Genomic DNA, 17,683 nt, shown 5'->3' with positions numbered 1-17,683 from the left:
GCGGGCGTGAAGGCCGCGCGCCGCGCGCGCCCCGTCAGGCCGCGGTGCGGGCCTCGGACGGGGACGGCGCCGCGCCCTCGCCCGCCAGCCCCGCCATGACGGCGCGGTTCACGTCGATCAGCGGCTCCACCGTCTCGTGGCCGCGCATCACCGCGCTGGTGTGGCGATCCACCCACAGCGCCAGCGAGATGATGCCGGCGCGCAGCGCCACCGGCAGGCCGTTGGCGTCATCCTCGCAGGCGGCCGAGAAGACGAGCCACATCTCCCGGTTGCGCGCCAGCAGCGCCATCAGCGCCCCGCCGCGCAGCGCCGTGTCGCGCGCCTGCACCAGATCGCGCGTGATTTCGCTGACAAGCCGATACTCCACCGCGCGCGGCGTCTCCGAGAAGACGCGGGCTTGGCGATATGCATCCAGGGACATTGCCTTCCTCTCTCTGGCCATGCGTCATTATAGGCGGATCGCGGCGCGGCCGGCGGCGAGGCGGCGACAGACGCGCAGCCGCGAAGGAAAGCGGGCGCCCACACACGCGAAGGCGGGCGATCATCCTATAAGGGGAGCATGGCCTCGGCCACATCGAAACAGCGGATGGGCTCATGTTCAACGGTATCGGCGTCGCGGTGATCCTGATCTGCGTCTTCGGCAGCTTCATGATGTCGGGCGGCAATATCGCCGTCATCGCGCGCGCCCTCCCGCACGAGATGCTCGCCATCGCCGGCGCCGCCACGGGCGCCTTCATGCTCAGCAACTCCACCAGCACGATCAAGAAGGCCTGGGCTGGCACGCTGATGGTGTTCCGCGGCCCGCACTGGCGCGAAAGCGATTATCGCGATCTTCTCTCGATGCTCTTCTCGCTGCTGCTGCTGTTCCGCAAGGGGGGCGCCGCCCAGATCGAGAACCATCTCGACGATCCCAAGGCCAGCTCGATCTTCTCGGCCTATCCCCGGCTGCTCGCCGATACCCAGCTGATCGACTATATCTGCGACTATCTCCGCATGATGACGGTGAACCTGGAGGATCCCCACCAGCTCGCCGAGGCGATGGAGGGCGATGCCGAGCGGCATCACGCGGAGGAATTGCTGCCGGCCCAGGCGATGCAGGTGATGGCGGACGGCCTGCCCGCGCTCGGCATCGTCGCCGCCGTGCTCGGCGTGATCAAGACGATGAACTCGATCGACCAGCCGACCGACATTCTCGGCGCCATGATCGGCGGCGCGCTGGTCGGCACCTTTCTCGGCGTGCTGCTCTCCTACTGCTTCGTCGGGCCGATCGCGTCCAAGCTGCAACACATCATCGATTCCGATTGCAAACCCTATATCATCGTGAAGACCGCGATCGTCGCCCATGCCCAGGGCGCGCCGACCCAGTTGGCGATCGAACTCGGGCGCCGGATGACACCCTCGGACTTCGCGCCGTCCTTCACCGAGCTGGAGGCGGCGATGCAGGAGAAGCAGAACCAGCTCCAGCTCGCCAAGGCCGCCTGACCAGCCCTTCCGCGCCGCGCCCCGCCCGGCGGCGGGGCCCCTGACCGTTTTCGAGGCCCAGACATGGTTCAAACCTCTGCGATACGGGTGATGGTGGTTGACGATCAGGCCAGCATGCGCGCGATGATCCGGCGCGCGCTGCAGGATCTCGGCTTTCGCGACGTGCGGGACAAACCGGGCGCCGAGGAGGCCCTCGCGTCGATCAAGGAGGATCGCGTCCACCTCATCATCTCGGATTATAATATGCCCGGCATGAACGGCCTCCAGTTTCTCGAGGCGGTGCGGGGCGATCCGCAGCTGGCGCGCACCGTCTTCATCATGCTCACCGGATCGGCCGAGCGGAACATCGTCGAGAAGGCCGCCGCGCTTGGCGTCAACAATTATGTCGTCAAGCCCTTCGCCCCGGCGGCGCTGAAGGAGAAGATCGAGCGCGTGTTCGGGGAATTGGTATGAGCGGCGCGACGGCGCCGACCGGTCCCGACCGATGAGCCGCCGTCCGGACGCGGAGGCGGCGCCGAACATCATCGTTCGGCGCCGGCGCGCCAAGGCTCATGGCGCCGCCCATACGGGTGCGTGGAAGGTCGCCTATGCCGATTTCGTCACGGCGATGATGGCCTTCTTCATGCTGCTCTGGCTGCTCTCCTCGCCCAACAAGGGGCGGCACAAGGGGCTGGCGGAATATTTCTCCACCACCAGCGTCTCCTCGCCCATCACCACGCAGACGGACCAGCCCGGGTCCGACGCCGGCGTGGGTGGCCGCCGGCGGCGCGCGCAGGGCGATGTCGAGCATGCGCTCGGCACGCCCAGCGACGAGGCCGGGCGATCGGGCGCCTCGCGCGGCGGCACCGCCAACATCCCCGAAGCCTCGCAGCGCATCCTCGCGGAAGAGATGCGGATCGCGCTGGAACCGCCCGCGGACGCGCCCGGCGCCAATGCCTCGGTCAAGGTCGAGCCGGCGCAGAACGGCGTGCGCATCCAGCTGATGGACAATGCGCGGCAGACCCTGTTCGTCGGCACCACGGCCGAGCTCAACGGCTATGGCCGCGCGCTGCTCGCCAAGGTCGCCGCCAAGCTTCTCTCCGCGCCCGTCCAGATCGCGATCGAGGGCCATACCGATGCGCGTGGCGGGCCGCAGAGCGCCGCCAACTGGCAGCTCTCCACCGCGCGCGCGCTCGCCGCCCGCGCCGCGCTCACCGCCGCCGGCCTCGCGCCCGACCGGATTTCCGAGATCACCGGGAAGGCCGGCACCGAACCCATCTACGCCGACCGGCCCGATCGGCCCGAGAACCGCCGCGTCACGCTCGTCCTTATCGGCGAAGGCTCGGCGGTGCCGCATGATCTCAATTTCCGCTTCTGATCGGGGCCCGCCATGGTGAAATTGCTGATGCTGATCCCGGCGATGCTGATCGCCGGCATGCTGCTGGGCGGCGGATCGGCCTATACGCTCGCCGCGCTGCTGCAGGGCCGGCCGGTGCTGCGCCTGGACAGCCCCAATGTCTTCGTGGCGACGGGCACGATCAACGCGCCCCTGGTCAGCCGCGACGGCCAGCTGCTCGGCTATGTGGCGTTCGACGCGCAGCTCGAGATACCCGGCATCGAGGAGAAGCGCGTCCGCGCCAATCTCCCGCTCCTGCTCGACGCGGTCAATCTGCGCACCTTCAAGGCGCCCATCGCCGGCGGCCGCGACGGGCTGCTGCCCGATCTGGCGGTGTTCCGCGCGGTGGTGCGCGACGCCAGCCGCCAGGTCTACGGCCCCAGCCTCGTCTCGCGCGTGGTCATCACCCAGGCCTCGATGCTGTAGCGCGTCGCTGGATCGAAGCGGCGGGCGGCGGTGCGTGTCGAGGGCAGACCGCTCGCCGGCCGGCTCGCGCCATGCTCCGGACTTGCCGCTGATCCGGCGCCAGCCCCGCCCGCCCTCCGCCGCTGCTTGGCGCGGCCGCGTCCGGCTCCTATGGTCTTGCCATGGCAGCGATACTCGTGGTGGAGGACGATCCGGCGACGGCCGATGAGATCGTGACGGCGCTGCGCGCGCACGGCCATGCGCCGCACTGGGTCGAGAGCGGCGCGGCCGCCCTCGCCTCCGCCTTGGATCGGCGCTTCGATGCAATCACGCTGGATCGGCTACTGCCCGATACCGATGGCCTGTCGGTGATCGCCGCGCTGCGCCGCGCGGGCGTGCGCGCGCCGGTGCTGATGCTCAGCGCGCTGGGCGATGTCGACGAACGCATCGCCGGGCTGCGCGCGGGCGGCGACGATTATCTCACCAAGCCCTTCGTGCCGACCGAGATGGCGGTGCGGATCGAGGTGCTGCTGCGCCGCGGCCAGGGCGCCACCGAGACGCGGCTGCGCGCCGGCGCGATCGAGATGGACCTGATCCTGCGCGTGGTGACGATCGCCGGCCGGCCGGTGAAGCTGCTCCAGATGGAGTTCAAGCTGCTCGAATTCCTGCTCCGTCACGCCGGGTCGGTGGTCAGCCGGCGCATGTTGTTCGAGCAGGTCTGGCAGTATCATTTCGATCCCGGCCCCAATCTCATCCAGGTCCATATCGCGCGGCTGCGGCGCAAGATCGATGCCCCCGGCGCGCCCTCGGCGATCGTCACCGTCAAGGGCGAAGGATATCGCCTTGATCCGGGATGAGCGGCTGCGCTGGCGCGATGTGCGCGCCACCACGCCCTTCCGGCTCACCCTGTTGCTGGGCGCGCTCTTTCTGGCCGGGCTCTGGGCAACGCTCGGCTTCAGCTACGGGCTCACCGCGCACGAGCTGACGCTGCGCAGCGATCGCATCCTCCACGCCCGCGCGCGCATCCTGCTGGCGGTGCCCGCCGCCGCCCTGCCGCGCCGCATCGATGCCGAGATCGCGCGCGCCACGCCGGGCTTCAGCTATTTCGCGCTGCAGAGCCGCGATGGCACGCTGATCGCGGGCAATATCCGGCTGATCTCGCCGCAGCCGCCGGGGCGCCCGTTCAACCTGGAGGCGCGGCCGGGCGATCACGGGCCGGTGCGCGTGCTGGCGGTGCGCGCCGCCACCGGCGAGACGATCATTCTCGGCCGCGACATCACCCAGATCCGCGATCTGCGCCGCCGGCTGCTCTTCATCCTCGTGGTGAGCGGGCTGTGCGGGACGCTGGTGATCCTCTCGGCCGCGATCGCGCTCAGCCTGCCGACCCTGCGACGGGTGCGCGATCTCGCACGGGCGAGCCGGCTGATCGCGGCGGGCGCCTTCGATCAGCGCATGCCGATCGCCGGGCGGCACGACGAGCTGGACCAGTTCGCGGCGACGGTGAACCACATGGTGGAGGAGGTCGGCCGCGTGGTCGCGCAGGTGAAGACGGCGACGGACGCGATCGCGCACGATCTGCGCACGCCGCTCACCCGGGTGCGCGCGGCGCTGCACCGCGCCCGCGCGGCGGCGGCCCCGCCGGGTCAGGGCGCGCTGCTCGATCCCGCCATCGCCGATCTCGATCATGTCATCGCGCGCTTCGCCGCGCTGCTGCGCCTGTCCGAGCTGGAAGCCGCGGGCCGGCGATCGGGGCTGCGGCCGATCGATCTTGCGCCGTTGCTCGCCCAGCTGGCCGAGCTTTACGCGCCGCTGGCCGAGGATCGCGGCGTGGTGCTGCACAGCCGCGTCGCGCCGGTGCCGCCGATCGAGGCCGATCCCGCGCTGCTGTTCGAGGCGATCGCCAATCTGGTCGACAATGCCAGCAAGTTCGCGCGAGGGGCCGTGACGCTCCGCACGCGCGCCTGTGCGGCCATGGTGCTGATCGAGGTGATCGATGACGGCCCCGGCATCCCGCCCGACGAGCGCGAGGCGGTGCTGCGGCGGTTTCACCGCGCGCGCGGCGCCGCGGGTGTCGAGGGCAGCGGGCTCGGCCTCGCCGTGGTCGGGGCGATCGTCCATATCCATGGCTTCACGCTGGAGCTGGCGGACGCGGCGCCGGGGCTGGTGGCGCGCATCCGCGCTGCGCCCGCATCCGCGCCGGAGCCCGCCGCGACCTGACATTCATTTCAGTCGTCACGCGGCCGCCGAGGAGGCAGAGGCGCGCGGAGCGGACCGGTGTCGCAGAGGGCGGCGCTCTGGGCCGGCGCGTCAGGCTTCGGATGGAACATGCTCCAGCTCGTCAGGATCGCCCTCAGCAAGCCGCTCAGCTTCGTGGTGCTCGCGATCCTGATCGTGCTGGGCGGCGGCATCGCCGCGCGCACCACGCCGACCGATATCTTCCCGGACATCAAGATCCCGGTGATCGCGGCGGTGTGGACCTATCGCGGCCTCCCGCCCGAGGAGATGTCGGGCCGCGTCGTCTATTATTACGAGCGCCAGCTCTCGACCACGGTCAACGATATCGATCATATCGAGAGCCAGAGCCTCGCCGGCATCGGGGTGGTGAAGATCTTCTTCCGGCCCGGCGTGGATATCCGCACCGCCACCGCGCAGGTCACCGCCGCCTCGCAGACGGTGCTCAAGCAGATGCCGCCCGGCATCACGCCGCCGCTCATCCTCAACTATAATGCCTCGACGGTGCCGATCCTGCAGCTGGCCTTGTCGTCCAAAAGCCTGTCCGAGCAGAAGATCTTCGATCTCGGGCAGAATCAGATCCGGCCGGCGCTGGCGTCGGTCCAGGGCGCCGCCGTGCCTTCGCCCTATGGCGGCAAGGAGCGGCAGATCCAGATCGATCTCGATCCAGCCGCGCTCCAGGCGCGCCACCTCTCGGCCACCGATGTCGGCACCGCGCTGGCGCAGCAGAACCAGATCGTACCCGCGGGCACCACCAAGATCGGCACCTACGAATATAATGTGCGGCTGAACAACAGCCCCTCGGTGGTGGACCAGCTCAACGCGCTGCCGATCAAGACGGTGGACGGCGCGACCGTGCTGATGCGCGATGTCGCCCATGTCCGCGACGGATCGCCGCCCCAGCGCAACGTGGTGCGCGTGGACGGCCGCCGCGCGGTGCTGATGACGATCCTGAAGAGCGGCGCCGCCTCCACCATCGCGATCGTCGATGGCGTCAAGACGCTGCTGCCCAGATTGGCGGAGACGCTGCCGCCCGATCTTAGGGTGCAGCCGCTTTCGGACCAGTCGCTCTTCGTCAAGGCGGCGGTATCCGGCGTGGTGCGCGAGGGCGCCATCGCGGCGGCGCTCACCAGCCTGATGATCCTGCTCTTCCTCGGCTCGTGGCGCTCCACCCTCATCATCGCCGCCTCGATCCCGCTCGCGGTGCTGGCGGCGATCGCCGCGCTCGCCGCGGCGGGCCAGACGCTCAACATCATGACCTTGGGCGGGCTCGCGCTGGCGGTGGGCATTTTGGTGGATGATGCCACCGTCACCATCGAGAATATCAACTGGCATCTGGAACAGGGCAAGACGGTCCGCGACGCGATCCTGGATGGCGCGCGCCAGATCGTCCAGCCCGCCTTCGTCTCGCTGCTGTGCATCTGCATCGCCTTTCTGCCCATGTTCTTCCTGCCGGGCGTCGCGGGCTTTCTCTTCGCACCCATGGCCGAAGCGGTGGTGTTCGCGATGATCGCCAGCTTCGTGCTCAGCCGCACGCTGGTGCCGACCATGGGCAATTTCCTGCTGCGCGCCCATGCCGGGCCGCACACCGAAGCGCATATGGCGCAGCATGACGCGATGGCCGGCACGCCCGCCAGCCGCAATCCCCTGCGCCGCATCCAGAGCGGGTTCGAGCGCGGCTTCGAGGCGGTGCGCGCCTATTATGTCGCGCTGCTCGGCTTCGCGCTGGCGCGGCGGCGGCGCTTCCTCCCCGGCTTCGCGGCGGTGGTGCTGCTGTCCTTCGCGCTGATCCCGCTGCTCGGCCGCATCTTCTTCCCGACCGTGGACGCCGGGCAGATCAACCTCCATGTCCGCGCGCCGGTGGGGACGCGGATCGAGGAGACCGCCGCCCTGTTCGACCGTATCGAGGATCGCATCCGCGCGGTGATCCCGCCCGACGAGCTGGTCTCGATCGTGGACAATATCGGCCTGCCCGTCAGCGGCATCAATCGCGCCTATTCCAACACCGGCGGCGTCGGCCCGCAGGATGGCGACATGCTCATCACGCTCGCCAAGCGGCATCGGCCGACCGAGGCCTATGTGAAGACGCTGCGGGCGGTGCTGCCGGATCACTTCCCCGGCTCGACCTTCTCCTTCCTGCCGTCGGACATCATCAGCCAGATCCTTAATTTCGGCGCCCCCGCGCCGATCGACGTGCAGATCTCGGGCCCGGACCGCGCGGCGGGCGCGGCCTTCGCGCACCGGCTGGCGGCGCGGCTCGCCCCCATCGCCGGCATCGCCGATGTGCGCGTGCAGCAGGCGGATGACTATCCCGAGCTGGATTTCGATGTCGATCGCGCCCAGGCGAGCCGGCTCGGCATCACCGAGAATGACGTGACGCGCAGCCTCTCGGTCAATCTCGCCGGCAGCTTCCAGATCGCGCCGACCTTCTGGCTCAATCCCAGGAACGGCGTGTCCTATCCGATCGTCGTCCAGGCGCCGCAATATCGCACCGACAGCCTCGCCCAGCTCCAGGCGCTGCCCGTCACGGGCAGCCAGCCCGGCGCCGCGCAGATGCTGGGCGCGCTGGGAACGCTGCACCGGGCGCCGAGCGCGGCGGTGGTCTCGCATTATGCGGTGCAGCCGGTGTTCGACATCTACGCCACCACCCAGGGCCGCGATCTCGGCGCGGTGGCGGCGGCGATCACGCGGGTGATCCGGCAGAGCGCGGCGCAGGCGCCCAAGGGCGCGACGGTGACCCTGCGCGGCCAGGTGGAGACGATGAACACCGCCTTTTCCGGCCTGCTCTTCGGCCTCGCCGGGGCGATCGTGCTCATCTACCTGCTCGTCGTCGTCAACTTCCAGTCCTGGGTCGATCCGGCGGTGATCGTCTCGGCGCTGCCGGCGGCGCTGGCCGGCATTGTCTGGATGCTATTCGCGACGCACACGCCGCTGTCGGTGCCGGCGCTGACCGGCGCGATCATGTGCATGGGCGTGGCCACCGCCAATTCGGTGCTCGTCGTCAGCTTCGCGCGCGAACGGCTCGCCGCCACCGGCGATGCGGCGCGCGCCGCCATGGAGGCCGGCGCCACCCGCTTCCGCCCCGTGCTGATGACGGCGCTGGCGATGATCATCGGCATGCTGCCCATGGCGCTCGGCCTGGGCGAGGGCGGCGAGCAGAATGCGCCGCTCGGCCGCGCGGTGATCGGCGGCCTGATCTGCGCCACGCTGGCGACGCTGATCTTCGTGCCCGTCGTCTTCAGCCTCGCGCACCGCCGCGCGACGGCCCCGCTTGCACCCGAACTCGAGAATGAAGAGCCCGCTTATGCAGAGTGACAGCCTGCCGCCCGGCGCCTCCCCCCGCGCGCCCAAGGGGCTCAAGATGGCGGGCGGCGTGGCCGTGCTCGTCGCGCTCGCCACCGTCGCCGCCGGCGCCCTGATTCGCAGCCGCGAGACCGGCGAGGCCCAGAGCTGGAGCGCGGCCCGCGCCATCCCGGTGGTGCAGCTGGTGCCGGTGCGCGCGGCGGCGTCTGGCGGCACGCTCGATCTGCCCGGCACGCTGGCGGCGTGGAACGCGGCCCGGCTCTATCCCCGGGTCGCCGGCTATGTGCGCGCCTGGAACCGCGATCTCGGTGCCACGGTGGCGGCGGGCACGCCGCTGGCCGAGATCGACACGCCCGAACTCGACCAGCAGATCGGCCAGGCGCGCGCCGATCTCAACAGCGCCGAGGCGGCCGCCCGGCTCGCCCGCAGCACCGCCGCGCGCTGGAACGACCTGCTCACCACCCATTCGGTCTCGCAGCAGGAGGCCGACGAGAAGAATGGCGAGCTGGCGGTGCGCGCCGCCGCGGTGAGCGGCGCGCGGGCCAATCTCGGCCGGTTGCTGGCGCTCAAAGGCTTCGCCACGGTACGCGCGCCCTTCGCCGGCGTGGTGACCGCGCGCAACGCCGAGATCGGCGATCTCGTGGGGCCGAGCAGCGGCAGCCAGCAGCCGCTCTTCGCGATCGCCGATCTCCACCGCATCCGCATCTATGTCAGCGTGCCGCAATCCTATTCGGCCGGGATCAAGACCGGGCTGGAGGCCAGCCTGACGGTGCCGGACTATCCCGGCCGCCGCTTCGCGGCGCGGGTGATCGGCACATCGGGCGCGATCAACCAGGCGAGCGGCGCCTTCCAGGTCCAGCTGATCACCGACAATCCCGGCGCGATGCTCAAACCCGGCGGCTATGCGCAAGTCTCCTTCCCGCGCACCGGCACGGGCGGCGCGGTGCAGATCCCGGCGAGCGCGCTCCTCTTCCGCGCGCAGGGCAGCGCGGTGGCGATGCTGGGGCCGGACGATCATGTGCGGCTGCGGCGCATCACCATCGGGCGCGATCTCGGCCAGACGGTGGAAGTGCGCGCCGGCCTCGCCGCCGGCGACCGCGTGATCGACAATCCGCCGGATTCGATCGCTGAGGGCCAGTTGGTGCGCGTCGAGCAGGGCCATGATGCGTAGCGCCGCGGCCGGAATGCTGGCGGCGATCGGCGCGCTGCTCGGCGGCTGTTCGATGGCGCCGCCCTATCGCCCGCCGGTGGTCGCGACGGCGCCCGTCTTCCGCGAGGCGGGGCCGTGGATCCCCGCCGCCCCGGCGCTCCCGGCCGATGGCCGCTGGTGGACGGTGTTCGGCGATCCGACGCTCGACCGGCTGGAAAGCCAGGTGGCGGCCGCCAATCCCACGCTCGCCGGCGCGCTCGGCCGCTATCAGCAGGCCCAGGCCGATCTGCGCGAGATCCGCTCCGATCTTCTGCCCCGGCTCGGCGTCAGCGCCGATATCACGCAGAACCGCCAGTCCGACAATCGCCCGCTGCGCGGCAGCAACCAGCCCGATCTCTACGCGGCCGATACGCTCGGCGGGTCGCTCGCCTGGGATCTCGATCTCTGGGGCGGGCTGCGCAACCGCGCCGCCGCCGGCCGCGCCGAGGTCCAGGCGAGCGCGGACGATCTCGCCGCGATCCGGCTCGCGCTCGAGGCGCAGCTGGCGACCCGCTATGTCGAGCTGCGCGGCCTGGATGCGCAGATCGCGCTGCTGACGGACACAATCGAGGCCTATCGCCAGGCCGATGCGCTGACCCGGCGGCGCTTCGCGGGCGGCATCGCCTCCGGCATCGATACCGCGCGCGCGGGCGCCTTGCTGGCGGATGCGCGCGGCCAGCGCGCCGATCTCGCCGCCGCCCGCGCGCTGGTGGACCATGCAATCGCCAGCCTGATCGGCCAGCCCGCCAGCCTTTTCTCGATCGCGCCGGCGGAAGGCCAGCCCGCCATCCCCGCCTTTCCCACAGGCCTGCCCTCCACGCTGTTGCAGCGGCGTCCCGACATCGCCGCCGCCGAGCGCCGCATGGCCGCCGCCAATGCGGATATCGGCGTCGCCAAGGCCGCCTTCTTTCCCGCGATCGGCCTCGGCGGCTCGGGCGGCTTCCAGAATACGGCGCTGGCGGGGCTGATCTCGGCGCCCACTCTGTTCTGGTCGATCGGGCCGAACATCGCCTTGTCGATCTTCGATGGCGGCCGGCGCCGCGCGCAGCTTGCCGTCGCCCGCGCGCGCTGGACGCAGGCGACCGCCGACTATCGCGCGCGCGTGCTCCAGGCCTTTCAGGATGTGGAGGACGATCTCGCCCAGCTCCACCATTTCGGCGAGGAGGCGCAGGCCGAGGCCGATGCGGTCCGCCTCGCAGGCGCGGCGGAGCAGTTGGCGCTCAACCGCTATCAGAAGGGCGTCGTCACCTATCTCGACGTGTCGACCGCGCAGGCGGTGGCGTTGCAGGCGCGGCGCAAGGCGCTCGACCTGCAGACCCGCCGGCTCGACGCCAGTATCCGGCTGGTCCGCGCGATCGGCGGCGGCTGGACGGCCGACGCCGGCGCGCCCGACGCGGCGGGCCCGGCTCCGGCACCGGCATCAGCACCGGCAGCGGCAGCGGGCGACGCCCGCCGCTAGCCCCGCGCGGGGGCAAAGGCGAGTATCTTGGCGCCGCCGCGCGGCCGCGCGGGCGTGGACGCCGCGCCGACGGGCGCCTCCGCGCGCCGGCCCTCACCCGTCTTCCGATCCGCACGCGCCGGGCGCCGCGCGCGCGCCACGGTCGCGCGCGGCGCGAAGGCGAAGCACAGGGCGGCGGGACGGCGCATCAGCCCGGCCCGCCGGCCGGCGCATCGAACAGTTCGGAATAGCCGGCGGCGGGGCTCGCGCTCGGCAGCGCCGCCATGGCCCGGGCGATGGACGCGCCCCCCGCGCCGGCGCCGGGCGCGCCGAGCAGCGCGACCACGGCCGCGCTCGGCGCCCCCGCCAGCCCTGCCGCATAGCGCGCGTGGAGCGCGGCGAGCGCGTCGCTCCGGCCCAGCATGGCGAGCGCGATCGCCTGGCGCAGCACCAGCGTCTGCCCCACCGCATCCAGCCGGCCCGGCGCGGGCAGCAAGGCGGGCATGGTCTCCGCCAGCTGCTGCCAGCGCCGCTGCTTCCAGAGGATTTCGGCGCGCAGCGTGGTGCCGTCGGGCACGTCGGCGAGCAGCGCCAGCGCCTGGTCGACCCGGCCGAGCTGGTGCAGCGCGATCGCCTCGATCCGGCGCCGATCGTTCAGCATGGTCGCGTCAAAGCCGGGCGCGTCGCTCTGCCGCAGCGTCCGCACCGCGCGCGCCGGATCGCCCGCGAGGATATAGAGGCTCGCCACCCGCACCGAGAGCGGCCCGCGCGCGAGATCGATCGTGCGGTTGAACAGCTGGAATTCGAGCAGGCTCGCGGCGCGCCGGTACAGGCCCGCCAATTGCAGCCGGTTCGCCATGGCGGCGACGAGCCGATCCCCGGCCGGGCCGCTCGGCACGAGATCGCGATAGCTCCAGAACAGATCGGCGGCGGGGATGAGCGGCAGCGTGCGCCCATCCTCGAGCAGATGGGCGAACCGATCCTGCAACGCCGCGCCGAAGCCGGGCGGCTGGGCGCGCGCCGGGAAATAGCGCATCAACGTGGCGCCGGCGGCGAGCGCGCCCGGCACGTCCTTCGCCTGATCGGCCAGGCGATAGGCGAGCAGCAGGGCGCGCGCCTCGATCGGGCCGCCGCGCCAGGCGAAGCGCAGCCGATCCAGCGCCGCGCGCGCCGCCGCCACCGTCATGCTGTGATCGGCCACGCCCGCCTCGATCCGGGCGAGGCGCGCCGCCATGCGCAGCGGCAGCGGACCCGCCGTCTCGACCCGGCCGAGGCGCAGCCGCGCCTCGCCGCTCCGGCCCAGCGCCGCCAGCGCGCGTCCGCGTTGCACATTGGCGGCGGGATCGGCATCGGGCAGCGCCGCCAGCCAGCGCAGCGCGCGCGCCGGATCGCCCGCGTCCACCGCCGCCGCCGCCAGCGGCGCGACGAAGGCGGTGCGCGCCGCCGGCACGCGCTGGTTGAGCGCGGGCGCCGCACAGGCCATGTGCCGCAGCGCCTCGCCGCCCCGCCCGGCCTCCGCCAGCGCACGCGCCAGCCAGGCGCAGCGTTCGGCGCCGGGCGCGGGCTCGTCGCCGCGCGGAGCGAGCCACGAGAGCGCCTGGTCGGCATGGCCGATCTCGACCAGCGCGGCGCCATAAGCGAGCCGATAGTGCGGCACCAGCGCCAGATCGGGATCGGCCTGGCGCATCACCGTCAGCACCCCGGCCGCCTCCGCACCGAAGCCGCGCCCGATCAGGTTGCGGGCATAGTCCCATCGCACCGGCTGGCGGTCGCCCGGGCTGCGCGCCAGCCGCGCCCAGATCGTCTCCATCGCCTGGGGCTGCCACACCGCCGGACCGGTCAGCGGGGGCGCGGCGACGAGGCGCGCCGAAAAGGCGGCGAGGGCCTGCGCGCCGCCCGGCTGCGCGAGGGCGGCGGTGAGCAGCGGCAGCAGCGCCGCCGCCCGGGCCGTGAACGCGCCGCGCATCCTCAGGGCGCTGCCGGCGCGAACAGGCCGAAGGCGGCGATCAGCAGCCCGCCCACGCTGCTCCCGAACAGGAAAAGAAGGATCAGCGGCAGCGCCAGCGACGGCAGCGGCCGCGAGGGCGAATCCGGTTCGCCGAACGACGGATCATCGTGGCGGCGCCAGACACGCTGCTGGGAGGCCGCGAGCAGCCGCATCCGTTCCATTCGATCACCCGCCATTCGCATCCCCCGAGCCGCAACGCTCCTATTATAGAGCGGAAGGGCGCGGACCGACGGTCCCTCCCGGGAAAGCGAGACCTTATGTCCTACCGCATCGTGCTGGCGGCGCTGCCCGCCCTCGCCACCGCGCCCCACGGCCTCCCGCGCGACGCGGCGCCGCATGCCGTCCGCACGGAGGCGCCGCGCATCCTGCGGCTCGAGCCGTTCGAGCTGCCCATGATCGTCAACGGCAATATCAGCGGTCACCTCACCGCGCGGCTCGCCGCCGAGGCGCAGGACAGCGCCGCGCTCGTCCGCCTGAACCGGACGCTGCCGGTGCTGCGCGCCCAGCTCCTCGCCGCGCTGCTCGAATTCGGGCGGTTGCACGGCTCCTCGCTCACCGCGCCCGACGCGCAGCGGCTGAGCCTGATGCTCAACAGCCGCGATTTCACGCCGCAGGACGAGGTGCGGCGCGTGCTGATCCTCGATCTCACCTGCTCGCCCAGCTGAACCGCGCCGGCGGCGCACATGATCGCAGGCGCTGCGGAGGCCAGCTCTCCTTGCGCGCATTCCGCCTCCAGCGGCGCTCCCGCGCGCCCGAGCCGCGACGCTCCAGCCTAGCGGTCGGACCGAGGCGCGAGTTCGATCGGGAAAGGCGCTCGAAGACGCCCGAAAGAGGCTCGACGGGGCCTCTTACGGACGGGCATTCCCTATGGTCCCGGTCGCGGACGTGCTCCCGCACCTGCTGGTCGCACCGTCGCGCGACCGGCCCCGCGCCGGCGGCTCTGTGCTTGCCACCCGCGCAACGCGGAGCCGGGAGAGGCCGCGGCGGGCGCGCGCCGGTCGCCCGCTCGGCTGGTGGGGCAGATGGCGCCATCGCAGCCGGACGCAGGCGTGTCTCCGATCGGCGCCTCGGCGGAATCCGCTCGCTGACACAGCCGAGGCGGGGAGCGCCGGGAGGCGCCGACCGGACAGGCATGCCGATAGCGGCCGAGCGAAGCGGCGCGCTCGAAGACGCCGGACGCATCGTGTCGCGCGACCGCCCCGCCCACCCGCGCGCCCCTTCGGGCCGCAGCCTCCCGCCTATCGTCCGCGCGGCCCGGCCGCCGGCGGGGCGGCGGGGGATGCGGCGAGCGGTTCCGGCGCGGGGCGCAGCGCGGACGCGCCGGGGCGCGCGTCGCGCGCCGCGGCCGGCGGCGCGAGGCTTGCGACGCGCACGGGCGGCGTCCGGTCGCCGAGGCGTGGCGCCGGGGGCAGCAGCCGATCGGGCACCCGGCGGCCGGCGAGCATGGTGCTGAGCCGGGCGGCGGCGAGCGGATCCATTTCCGCCATCAGCGCGGCCACGGCGCGATCGCGCATGTGCCGGGCGAGCTGCGCCTGCACCTCGGGCTCCAGCGCCGAGAAGATCGGCGCGGCGCGTGCCGGCTTCATCGTCTGGTAGATGCGCGCCAGATCATCCAGCACATCGGTCGAGGCGGGTGCGGAGCCGGCCGGACGCGCCGGCTGTGCGGGCCCCGGCGACGCGAAGCCGCCGGCGGGCGCCGATCCGCCCTGCCCGGGATCGAGCGCCTGCTGCAAGCGCTGCTCGGCGGCGCGCGCGCTGCGCTCGCGCAGATCGAGCGCGCGCATCTGACGAGCGAGCGCGCGATCGCGATCGGACAGGCCTTCGAACACGGCGGCGCCCAGCGCGCTGGCCGCCGGCGTCACGCGGGGCGGCGGCGGCTGCGTTCCCGCCTCCACCGCATGGGTGATGGCGGCGAAACCCGCTGCCGCGCCCGTCAATAGCAGCAGCGGCGGCAGGCGCGGCGGGCGGCGCCGCGCCGGACGGGAGGCGCGGCTCATGCCGAAGCACCCAGAAAGGGAATTATGGTGGCGTCGTGGCGTTCGGGCTCGGCCGCGTGGGGCGGCGCGGCGTCGATCGCCGCCGTCCGGATCGTCTCCGCGGGCCGGATCTTCACGGGGGGGCGATAGGGCTGCGGCGTCTCGGATACGCGCGGCACCGCCGCCCGGCCTTCGGCCGCACCCGCATCCGGCACCGCCGCCGCGGGCTTGGATCGACGCCGGCGCGATCGCGCGGTGCGCGCCGGCGGCCGCGCATCGGCGTCGTCGTCCGGAGCCACCGCCTCGGGGCTGGCGGGCCGCGCCGTGCGCGCCGCCTCCGCCGCCGCCACCAACCGCTCGGCTATGCCATTGCCGACGCCCACCATCACCGAAAGCTCGTCGCGCAGCATCGTCAGTTCGTCGCGCAGCGGCGCGGCGCGGGCGATCGCCTCCGCCTGGGCGGACGCCTCGGTGGCGAGCGCGCCGCGCAACTCGGCCATGGCCGACTGGGTGGCCGCGAGCGCGGCATCGATGGTGCGCACCATGGCGCCGAGTTCCTCCCTGCGGAGGCGCCGGACGAGCAGCGACAGCCGCGAGGTCTGCACCAGCAGGGCAAGGCAGAGCATCGCCACCAGCCCGTCGCTCAAGGCCGAGAGGGTCATGCGGAGAATCCATCGGCGATGTCGTTGAGCATCTGCACCGCCACCGAGGCCGCGCGCTTGCCGATCTGCGCCTGGCCCAGCGGCACGCCGCCGCTGGCGATCGTGATCGGATCGTCGGGCTCGCGGTTGAGCCCGATCGTCTGTCCGACGCGCAGCGCCATATAGTCCTGCACGCGCATGGTGCGCTCGCCCAGCACCGCCTCGAGCGTAACTTCGGTGGCGAGCAGTTCGCGCGCGATATGGGCGCCCCACACCGCGTCATGGCCGAGTTTCTCGCCGGCGAAGCGCTGCACCAGCTTGTCGCGCACCGGCTCGATCGTGGCATAGGGCAGCACAATCGAGAAACTGCCGCCCCGCTCCTCCATCTCGACCCGGAAGGTGGCGACGGCGGTGAGGTTGCTCGGCCCGGCGATCGCGGCGAAGCGGGGGGTCGTCTCGACCCGTTCCAGCGTCATCTGCACCGGCTCGATCGCGCTGAAGGAGGCGGCGAAATCGGCCAGGGTCTGCTGGATCATCTTGCCGACCAGCACCGTTTCGATCGAGGTGAAGGCGCGCCCCTCGATGCGCATCACGGCGCCGCCGCGCCGGCCGCCCAGCAGCGAGTCCACAACCGCGTAGATCAGGCCGGAATCGACCGTGATCGCGCCGAAATTGTCCCAGGGCGCGGCGTGGAAGACGCCGATCATCGCAGGCAGCGGCAGCCGGTTCATGAAATCGCCGAAGCGCGTGGTGCTGACCCGCTCGAGATGCACGTCGAGCGCATCGGAGGTGAGGTTGCGCATGCTGGTGGCGAAGGTGCGCACCATGCGCTCGCACACCACTTCGAGCATGGGCAGCCGCTCGCGATTGGCGATATCGGCATCGAGCAGCGCGCGCAGGCCCTTTTTGGCGGCGCGCGGCGGCGGCGTATCGAAACCGAAGATCGCGTCGATCCCGGCCTGGTCGAAGCGATCGATCGCGGGCTCGCGCGGACGCTCGGCCTCCTCCACGCTCATTGCTCCACCAGATCCTGGATGAGGACGTCGCTCACGCTGTCGTCGCCGATCGCGGCGCGGATGCGCAGCATCATCTCCTCCTTGACGCGGTACACCGCCGCCGATCCGTCCAGATCCTCGGCGCGGAGTTCGCGCAGGAAGGATTGCAGCGCGTCGAGCAGCATCGGCATCCTTTCCTTCAGCAGCTCGGCCTTGCCCTTGCTCCGCGCCACCACGACGAAGCGCAGCTTGATGAAGTGCGCGCGGCCATCGGCGCCGTGGACGCTGACGATGATGGGCGGCGCATCGACATAGAGATCGGCCGCGGCGCCGCTCGCGGGGGCGACCTCGGTCGGCGGGGCGGCCGGCCGCAGCAGATAGACGCCGGCCCCCGCCATGGCCGCCAGCGCCAGCGCCCCGCCGAAGAGCATCGGCAGCACGCGCGTGCGGCGCGCGGGCGCGAGCGGCGCCGGCGCCGATGCCGGCACCGCCGCCGCCGCGCTGATCTCGTCATCGTCATAGGACCGCCCGCCCGACGCGATCCGTGCTTCGTTCGACACAGCCACTCCCTCCGCCGGCCGCTTCTTCAGCCAGCCCTGCTTTCCGCCCGCATCACGTCCGCCGGCATCACGTTCGCCA

18 protein-coding genes are annotated in these 17,683 nt (G+C 72.2%); 10 read left to right on the top strand and 8 right to left on the bottom strand.

Features of this window, described 5'->3' with window-relative positions; all coding sequences use genetic code 11:
- Positions 1-34 precede the first annotated feature (34 nt).
- The gene (gene flaF, locus LHA26_RS11820; protein ID WP_252165808.1) at positions 35-421 is read right to left on the bottom strand and encodes a flagellar biosynthesis regulator FlaF; all 387 of its coding nucleotides are present in this window, start codon (positions 419-421) and stop codon (positions 35-37) included.
- A gap of 173 nt (positions 422-594) precedes the next feature.
- On the opposite strand from flaF, the gene motA reads away from it, so the two are divergent.
- The 9 genes from motA (at position 595) to LHA26_RS11775 (ending at position 11,445) form a co-directional block, all read left to right on the top strand.
- Positions 595-1,482, top strand: coding sequence for a flagellar motor stator protein MotA (motA, locus tag LHA26_RS11815; protein WP_252165807.1), 888 nt, complete (start codon positions 595-597; stop codon positions 1,480-1,482).
- Positions 1,483-1,545: 63 nt separating this feature from the next.
- A complete protein-coding gene (locus tag LHA26_RS11810; RefSeq protein ID WP_252165806.1) occupies positions 1,546-1,935 on the top strand; it encodes a response regulator in 390 nt (129 codons plus the stop codon).
- Positions 1,936-1,966: 31 nt separating this feature from the next.
- A complete protein-coding gene (locus LHA26_RS11805; RefSeq protein WP_252165805.1) occupies positions 1,967-2,839 on the top strand; it encodes a flagellar motor protein MotB in 873 nt (290 codons plus the stop codon).
- Positions 2,840-2,851: 12 nt separating this feature from the next.
- Positions 2,852-3,283 carry a hypothetical protein gene (locus LHA26_RS11800; protein ID WP_252165804.1) on the top strand — a complete coding sequence of 144 codons (432 nt, stop codon included), beginning with the start codon at positions 2,852-2,854 and terminating at the stop codon, positions 3,281-3,283.
- A 161-nt stretch (positions 3,284-3,444) separates the two neighbouring features.
- On the top strand, positions 3,445-4,119 hold the full coding sequence (locus LHA26_RS11795; RefSeq protein WP_252165803.1) for a response regulator transcription factor: 675 nt from the start codon (positions 3,445-3,447) through the stop codon (positions 4,117-4,119).
- On the top strand, positions 4,106-5,479 hold the full coding sequence (locus tag LHA26_RS11790) for a sensor histidine kinase (RefSeq protein WP_252165802.1): 1,374 nt from the start codon (positions 4,106-4,108) through the stop codon (positions 5,477-5,479). The genes LHA26_RS11795 and LHA26_RS11790 overlap by 14 nt, the downstream gene beginning before the upstream one ends.
- A 108-nt stretch (positions 5,480-5,587) precedes the next feature.
- Positions 5,588-8,809 carry an efflux RND transporter permease subunit gene (locus tag LHA26_RS11785; protein WP_252165801.1) on the top strand — a complete coding sequence of 1,074 codons (3,222 nt, stop codon included), beginning with the start codon at positions 5,588-5,590 and terminating at the stop codon, positions 8,807-8,809.
- On the top strand, positions 8,799-9,968 hold the full coding sequence (locus LHA26_RS11780; RefSeq protein ID WP_252165800.1) for an efflux RND transporter periplasmic adaptor subunit: 1,170 nt from the start codon (positions 8,799-8,801) through the stop codon (positions 9,966-9,968). Before LHA26_RS11785 ends, LHA26_RS11780 begins: the two co-directional genes overlap by 11 nt.
- The gene (locus LHA26_RS11775) at positions 9,958-11,445 is read left to right on the top strand and encodes an efflux transporter outer membrane subunit (protein ID WP_367890716.1); all 1,488 of its coding nucleotides are present in this window, start codon (positions 9,958-9,960) and stop codon (positions 11,443-11,445) included. The genes LHA26_RS11780 and LHA26_RS11775 overlap by 11 nt, the downstream gene beginning before the upstream one ends.
- Here LHA26_RS11775 and LHA26_RS11770 read toward each other — a convergent pair.
- Genes LHA26_RS11770 through LHA26_RS11760 form a run of 3 tightly spaced genes read right to left on the bottom strand, consistent with a single transcriptional unit; the run spans position 11,442 to position 13,584 of the window.
- Positions 11,442-11,633 carry a hypothetical protein gene (locus LHA26_RS11770; RefSeq protein WP_252165799.1) on the bottom strand — a complete coding sequence of 64 codons (192 nt, stop codon included), beginning with the start codon at positions 11,631-11,633 and terminating at the stop codon, positions 11,442-11,444. The two genes, LHA26_RS11775 and LHA26_RS11770, sit on opposite strands and share 4 nt — an antisense overlap.
- Entirely contained in the window at positions 11,633-13,390 is a 1,758-nt protein-coding gene (locus LHA26_RS11765; protein ID WP_252165798.1) for a hypothetical protein, read from the bottom strand. The genes LHA26_RS11770 and LHA26_RS11765 overlap by 1 nt, the downstream gene beginning before the upstream one ends.
- 2 nt (positions 13,391-13,392) lie before the next feature.
- Positions 13,393-13,584: a hypothetical protein gene (locus tag LHA26_RS11760; protein ID WP_252165797.1), complete on the bottom strand. Its 192-nt coding sequence runs from the start codon at positions 13,582-13,584 to the stop codon at positions 13,393-13,395.
- A gap of 105 nt (positions 13,585-13,689) precedes the next feature.
- Here LHA26_RS11760 and LHA26_RS11755 point away from each other — a divergent pair, with 105 nt between their 5' ends.
- Positions 13,690-14,097, top strand: coding sequence for a hypothetical protein (locus LHA26_RS11755; RefSeq protein WP_252165796.1), 408 nt, complete (start codon positions 13,690-13,692; stop codon positions 14,095-14,097).
- 573 nt (positions 14,098-14,670) lie between these two features.
- On the opposite strand, the gene LHA26_RS11750 is transcribed toward LHA26_RS11755, so the two are convergent.
- The 4 genes from LHA26_RS11750 to LHA26_RS11735 are packed head-to-tail and all read right to left on the bottom strand — an operon-like array spanning position 14,671 to position 17,604.
- Positions 14,671-15,429: a MotE family protein gene (locus LHA26_RS11750; protein WP_252165795.1), complete on the bottom strand. Its 759-nt coding sequence runs from the start codon at positions 15,427-15,429 to the stop codon at positions 14,671-14,673.
- Positions 15,426-16,070 carry a hypothetical protein gene (locus LHA26_RS11745; protein WP_252165794.1) on the bottom strand — a complete coding sequence of 215 codons (645 nt, stop codon included), beginning with the start codon at positions 16,068-16,070 and terminating at the stop codon, positions 15,426-15,428. The genes LHA26_RS11750 and LHA26_RS11745 overlap by 4 nt, the downstream gene beginning before the upstream one ends.
- The gene (gene fliM / locus LHA26_RS11740) at positions 16,067-17,065 is read right to left on the bottom strand and encodes a flagellar motor switch protein FliM (protein ID WP_252165793.1); all 999 of its coding nucleotides are present in this window, start codon (positions 17,063-17,065) and stop codon (positions 16,067-16,069) included. Before fliM ends, LHA26_RS11745 begins: the two co-directional genes overlap by 4 nt.
- Positions 17,062-17,604, bottom strand: coding sequence for a flagellar basal body-associated FliL family protein (locus tag LHA26_RS11735; protein ID WP_252165792.1), 543 nt, complete (start codon positions 17,602-17,604; stop codon positions 17,062-17,064). The genes fliM and LHA26_RS11735 overlap by 4 nt, the downstream gene beginning before the upstream one ends.
- Between the last annotated feature and the right edge of the window lie 79 nt (positions 17,605-17,683).

This window comes from Sphingomonas morindae (assembly GCF_023822065.1).
In the GTDB taxonomy this organism is placed as follows: Bacteria; Pseudomonadota; Alphaproteobacteria; order Sphingomonadales; family Sphingomonadaceae; genus Solisphingomonas; species Solisphingomonas morindae.
The sequence above is the reverse complement of the archived record's forward strand: the minus strand, read 5'-3'. Positions and strand labels throughout refer to the sequence as shown.

Bases quoted from the DNA above. Each gene is read 5' to 3' on its own strand.
- LHA26_RS11765 (WP_252165798.1), bottom strand. From the start codon at position 13,390: ATGCGCGGCGCGTTCACGGCCCGGGCGGCGGCGCTGCTGCCGCTGCTC.
- LHA26_RS11805 (WP_252165805.1), top strand. From the start codon at position 1,967: ATGAGCCGCCGTCCGGACGCGGAGGCGGCGCCGAACATCATCGTTCGG.
- fliM (WP_252165793.1), bottom strand. From the start codon at position 17,065: ATGAGCGTGGAGGAGGCCGAGCGTCCGCGCGAGCCCGCGATCGATCGC.
- LHA26_RS11785 (WP_252165801.1), top strand. From the start codon at position 5,588: ATGCTCCAGCTCGTCAGGATCGCCCTCAGCAAGCCGCTCAGCTTCGTG.
- LHA26_RS11795 (WP_252165803.1), top strand. From the start codon at position 3,445: ATGGCAGCGATACTCGTGGTGGAGGACGATCCGGCGACGGCCGATGAG.
- LHA26_RS11750 (WP_252165795.1), bottom strand. From the start codon at position 15,429: ATGAGCCGCGCCTCCCGTCCGGCGCGGCGCCGCCCGCCGCGCCTGCCG.
- LHA26_RS11780 (WP_252165800.1), top strand. From the start codon at position 8,799: ATGCAGAGTGACAGCCTGCCGCCCGGCGCCTCCCCCCGCGCGCCCAAG.
- LHA26_RS11770 (WP_252165799.1), bottom strand. From the start codon at position 11,633: ATGCGCCGTCCCGCCGCCCTGTGCTTCGCCTTCGCGCCGCGCGCGACC.
- LHA26_RS11755 (WP_252165796.1), top strand. From the start codon at position 13,690: ATGTCCTACCGCATCGTGCTGGCGGCGCTGCCCGCCCTCGCCACCGCG.
- flaF (WP_252165808.1), bottom strand. From the start codon at position 421: ATGTCCCTGGATGCATATCGCCAAGCCCGCGTCTTCTCGGAGACGCCG.
- LHA26_RS11800 (WP_252165804.1), top strand. From the start codon at position 2,852: ATGGTGAAATTGCTGATGCTGATCCCGGCGATGCTGATCGCCGGCATG.
- LHA26_RS11760 (WP_252165797.1), bottom strand. From the start codon at position 13,584: ATGCGGCTGCTCGCGGCCTCCCAGCAGCGTGTCTGGCGCCGCCACGAT.
- LHA26_RS11745 (WP_252165794.1), bottom strand. From the start codon at position 16,070: ATGACCCTCTCGGCCTTGAGCGACGGGCTGGTGGCGATGCTCTGCCTT.
- motA (WP_252165807.1), top strand. From the start codon at position 595: ATGTTCAACGGTATCGGCGTCGCGGTGATCCTGATCTGCGTCTTCGGC.
- LHA26_RS11810 (WP_252165806.1), top strand. From the start codon at position 1,546: ATGGTTCAAACCTCTGCGATACGGGTGATGGTGGTTGACGATCAGGCC.
- LHA26_RS11775 (WP_367890716.1), top strand. From the start codon at position 9,958: ATGATGCGTAGCGCCGCGGCCGGAATGCTGGCGGCGATCGGCGCGCTG.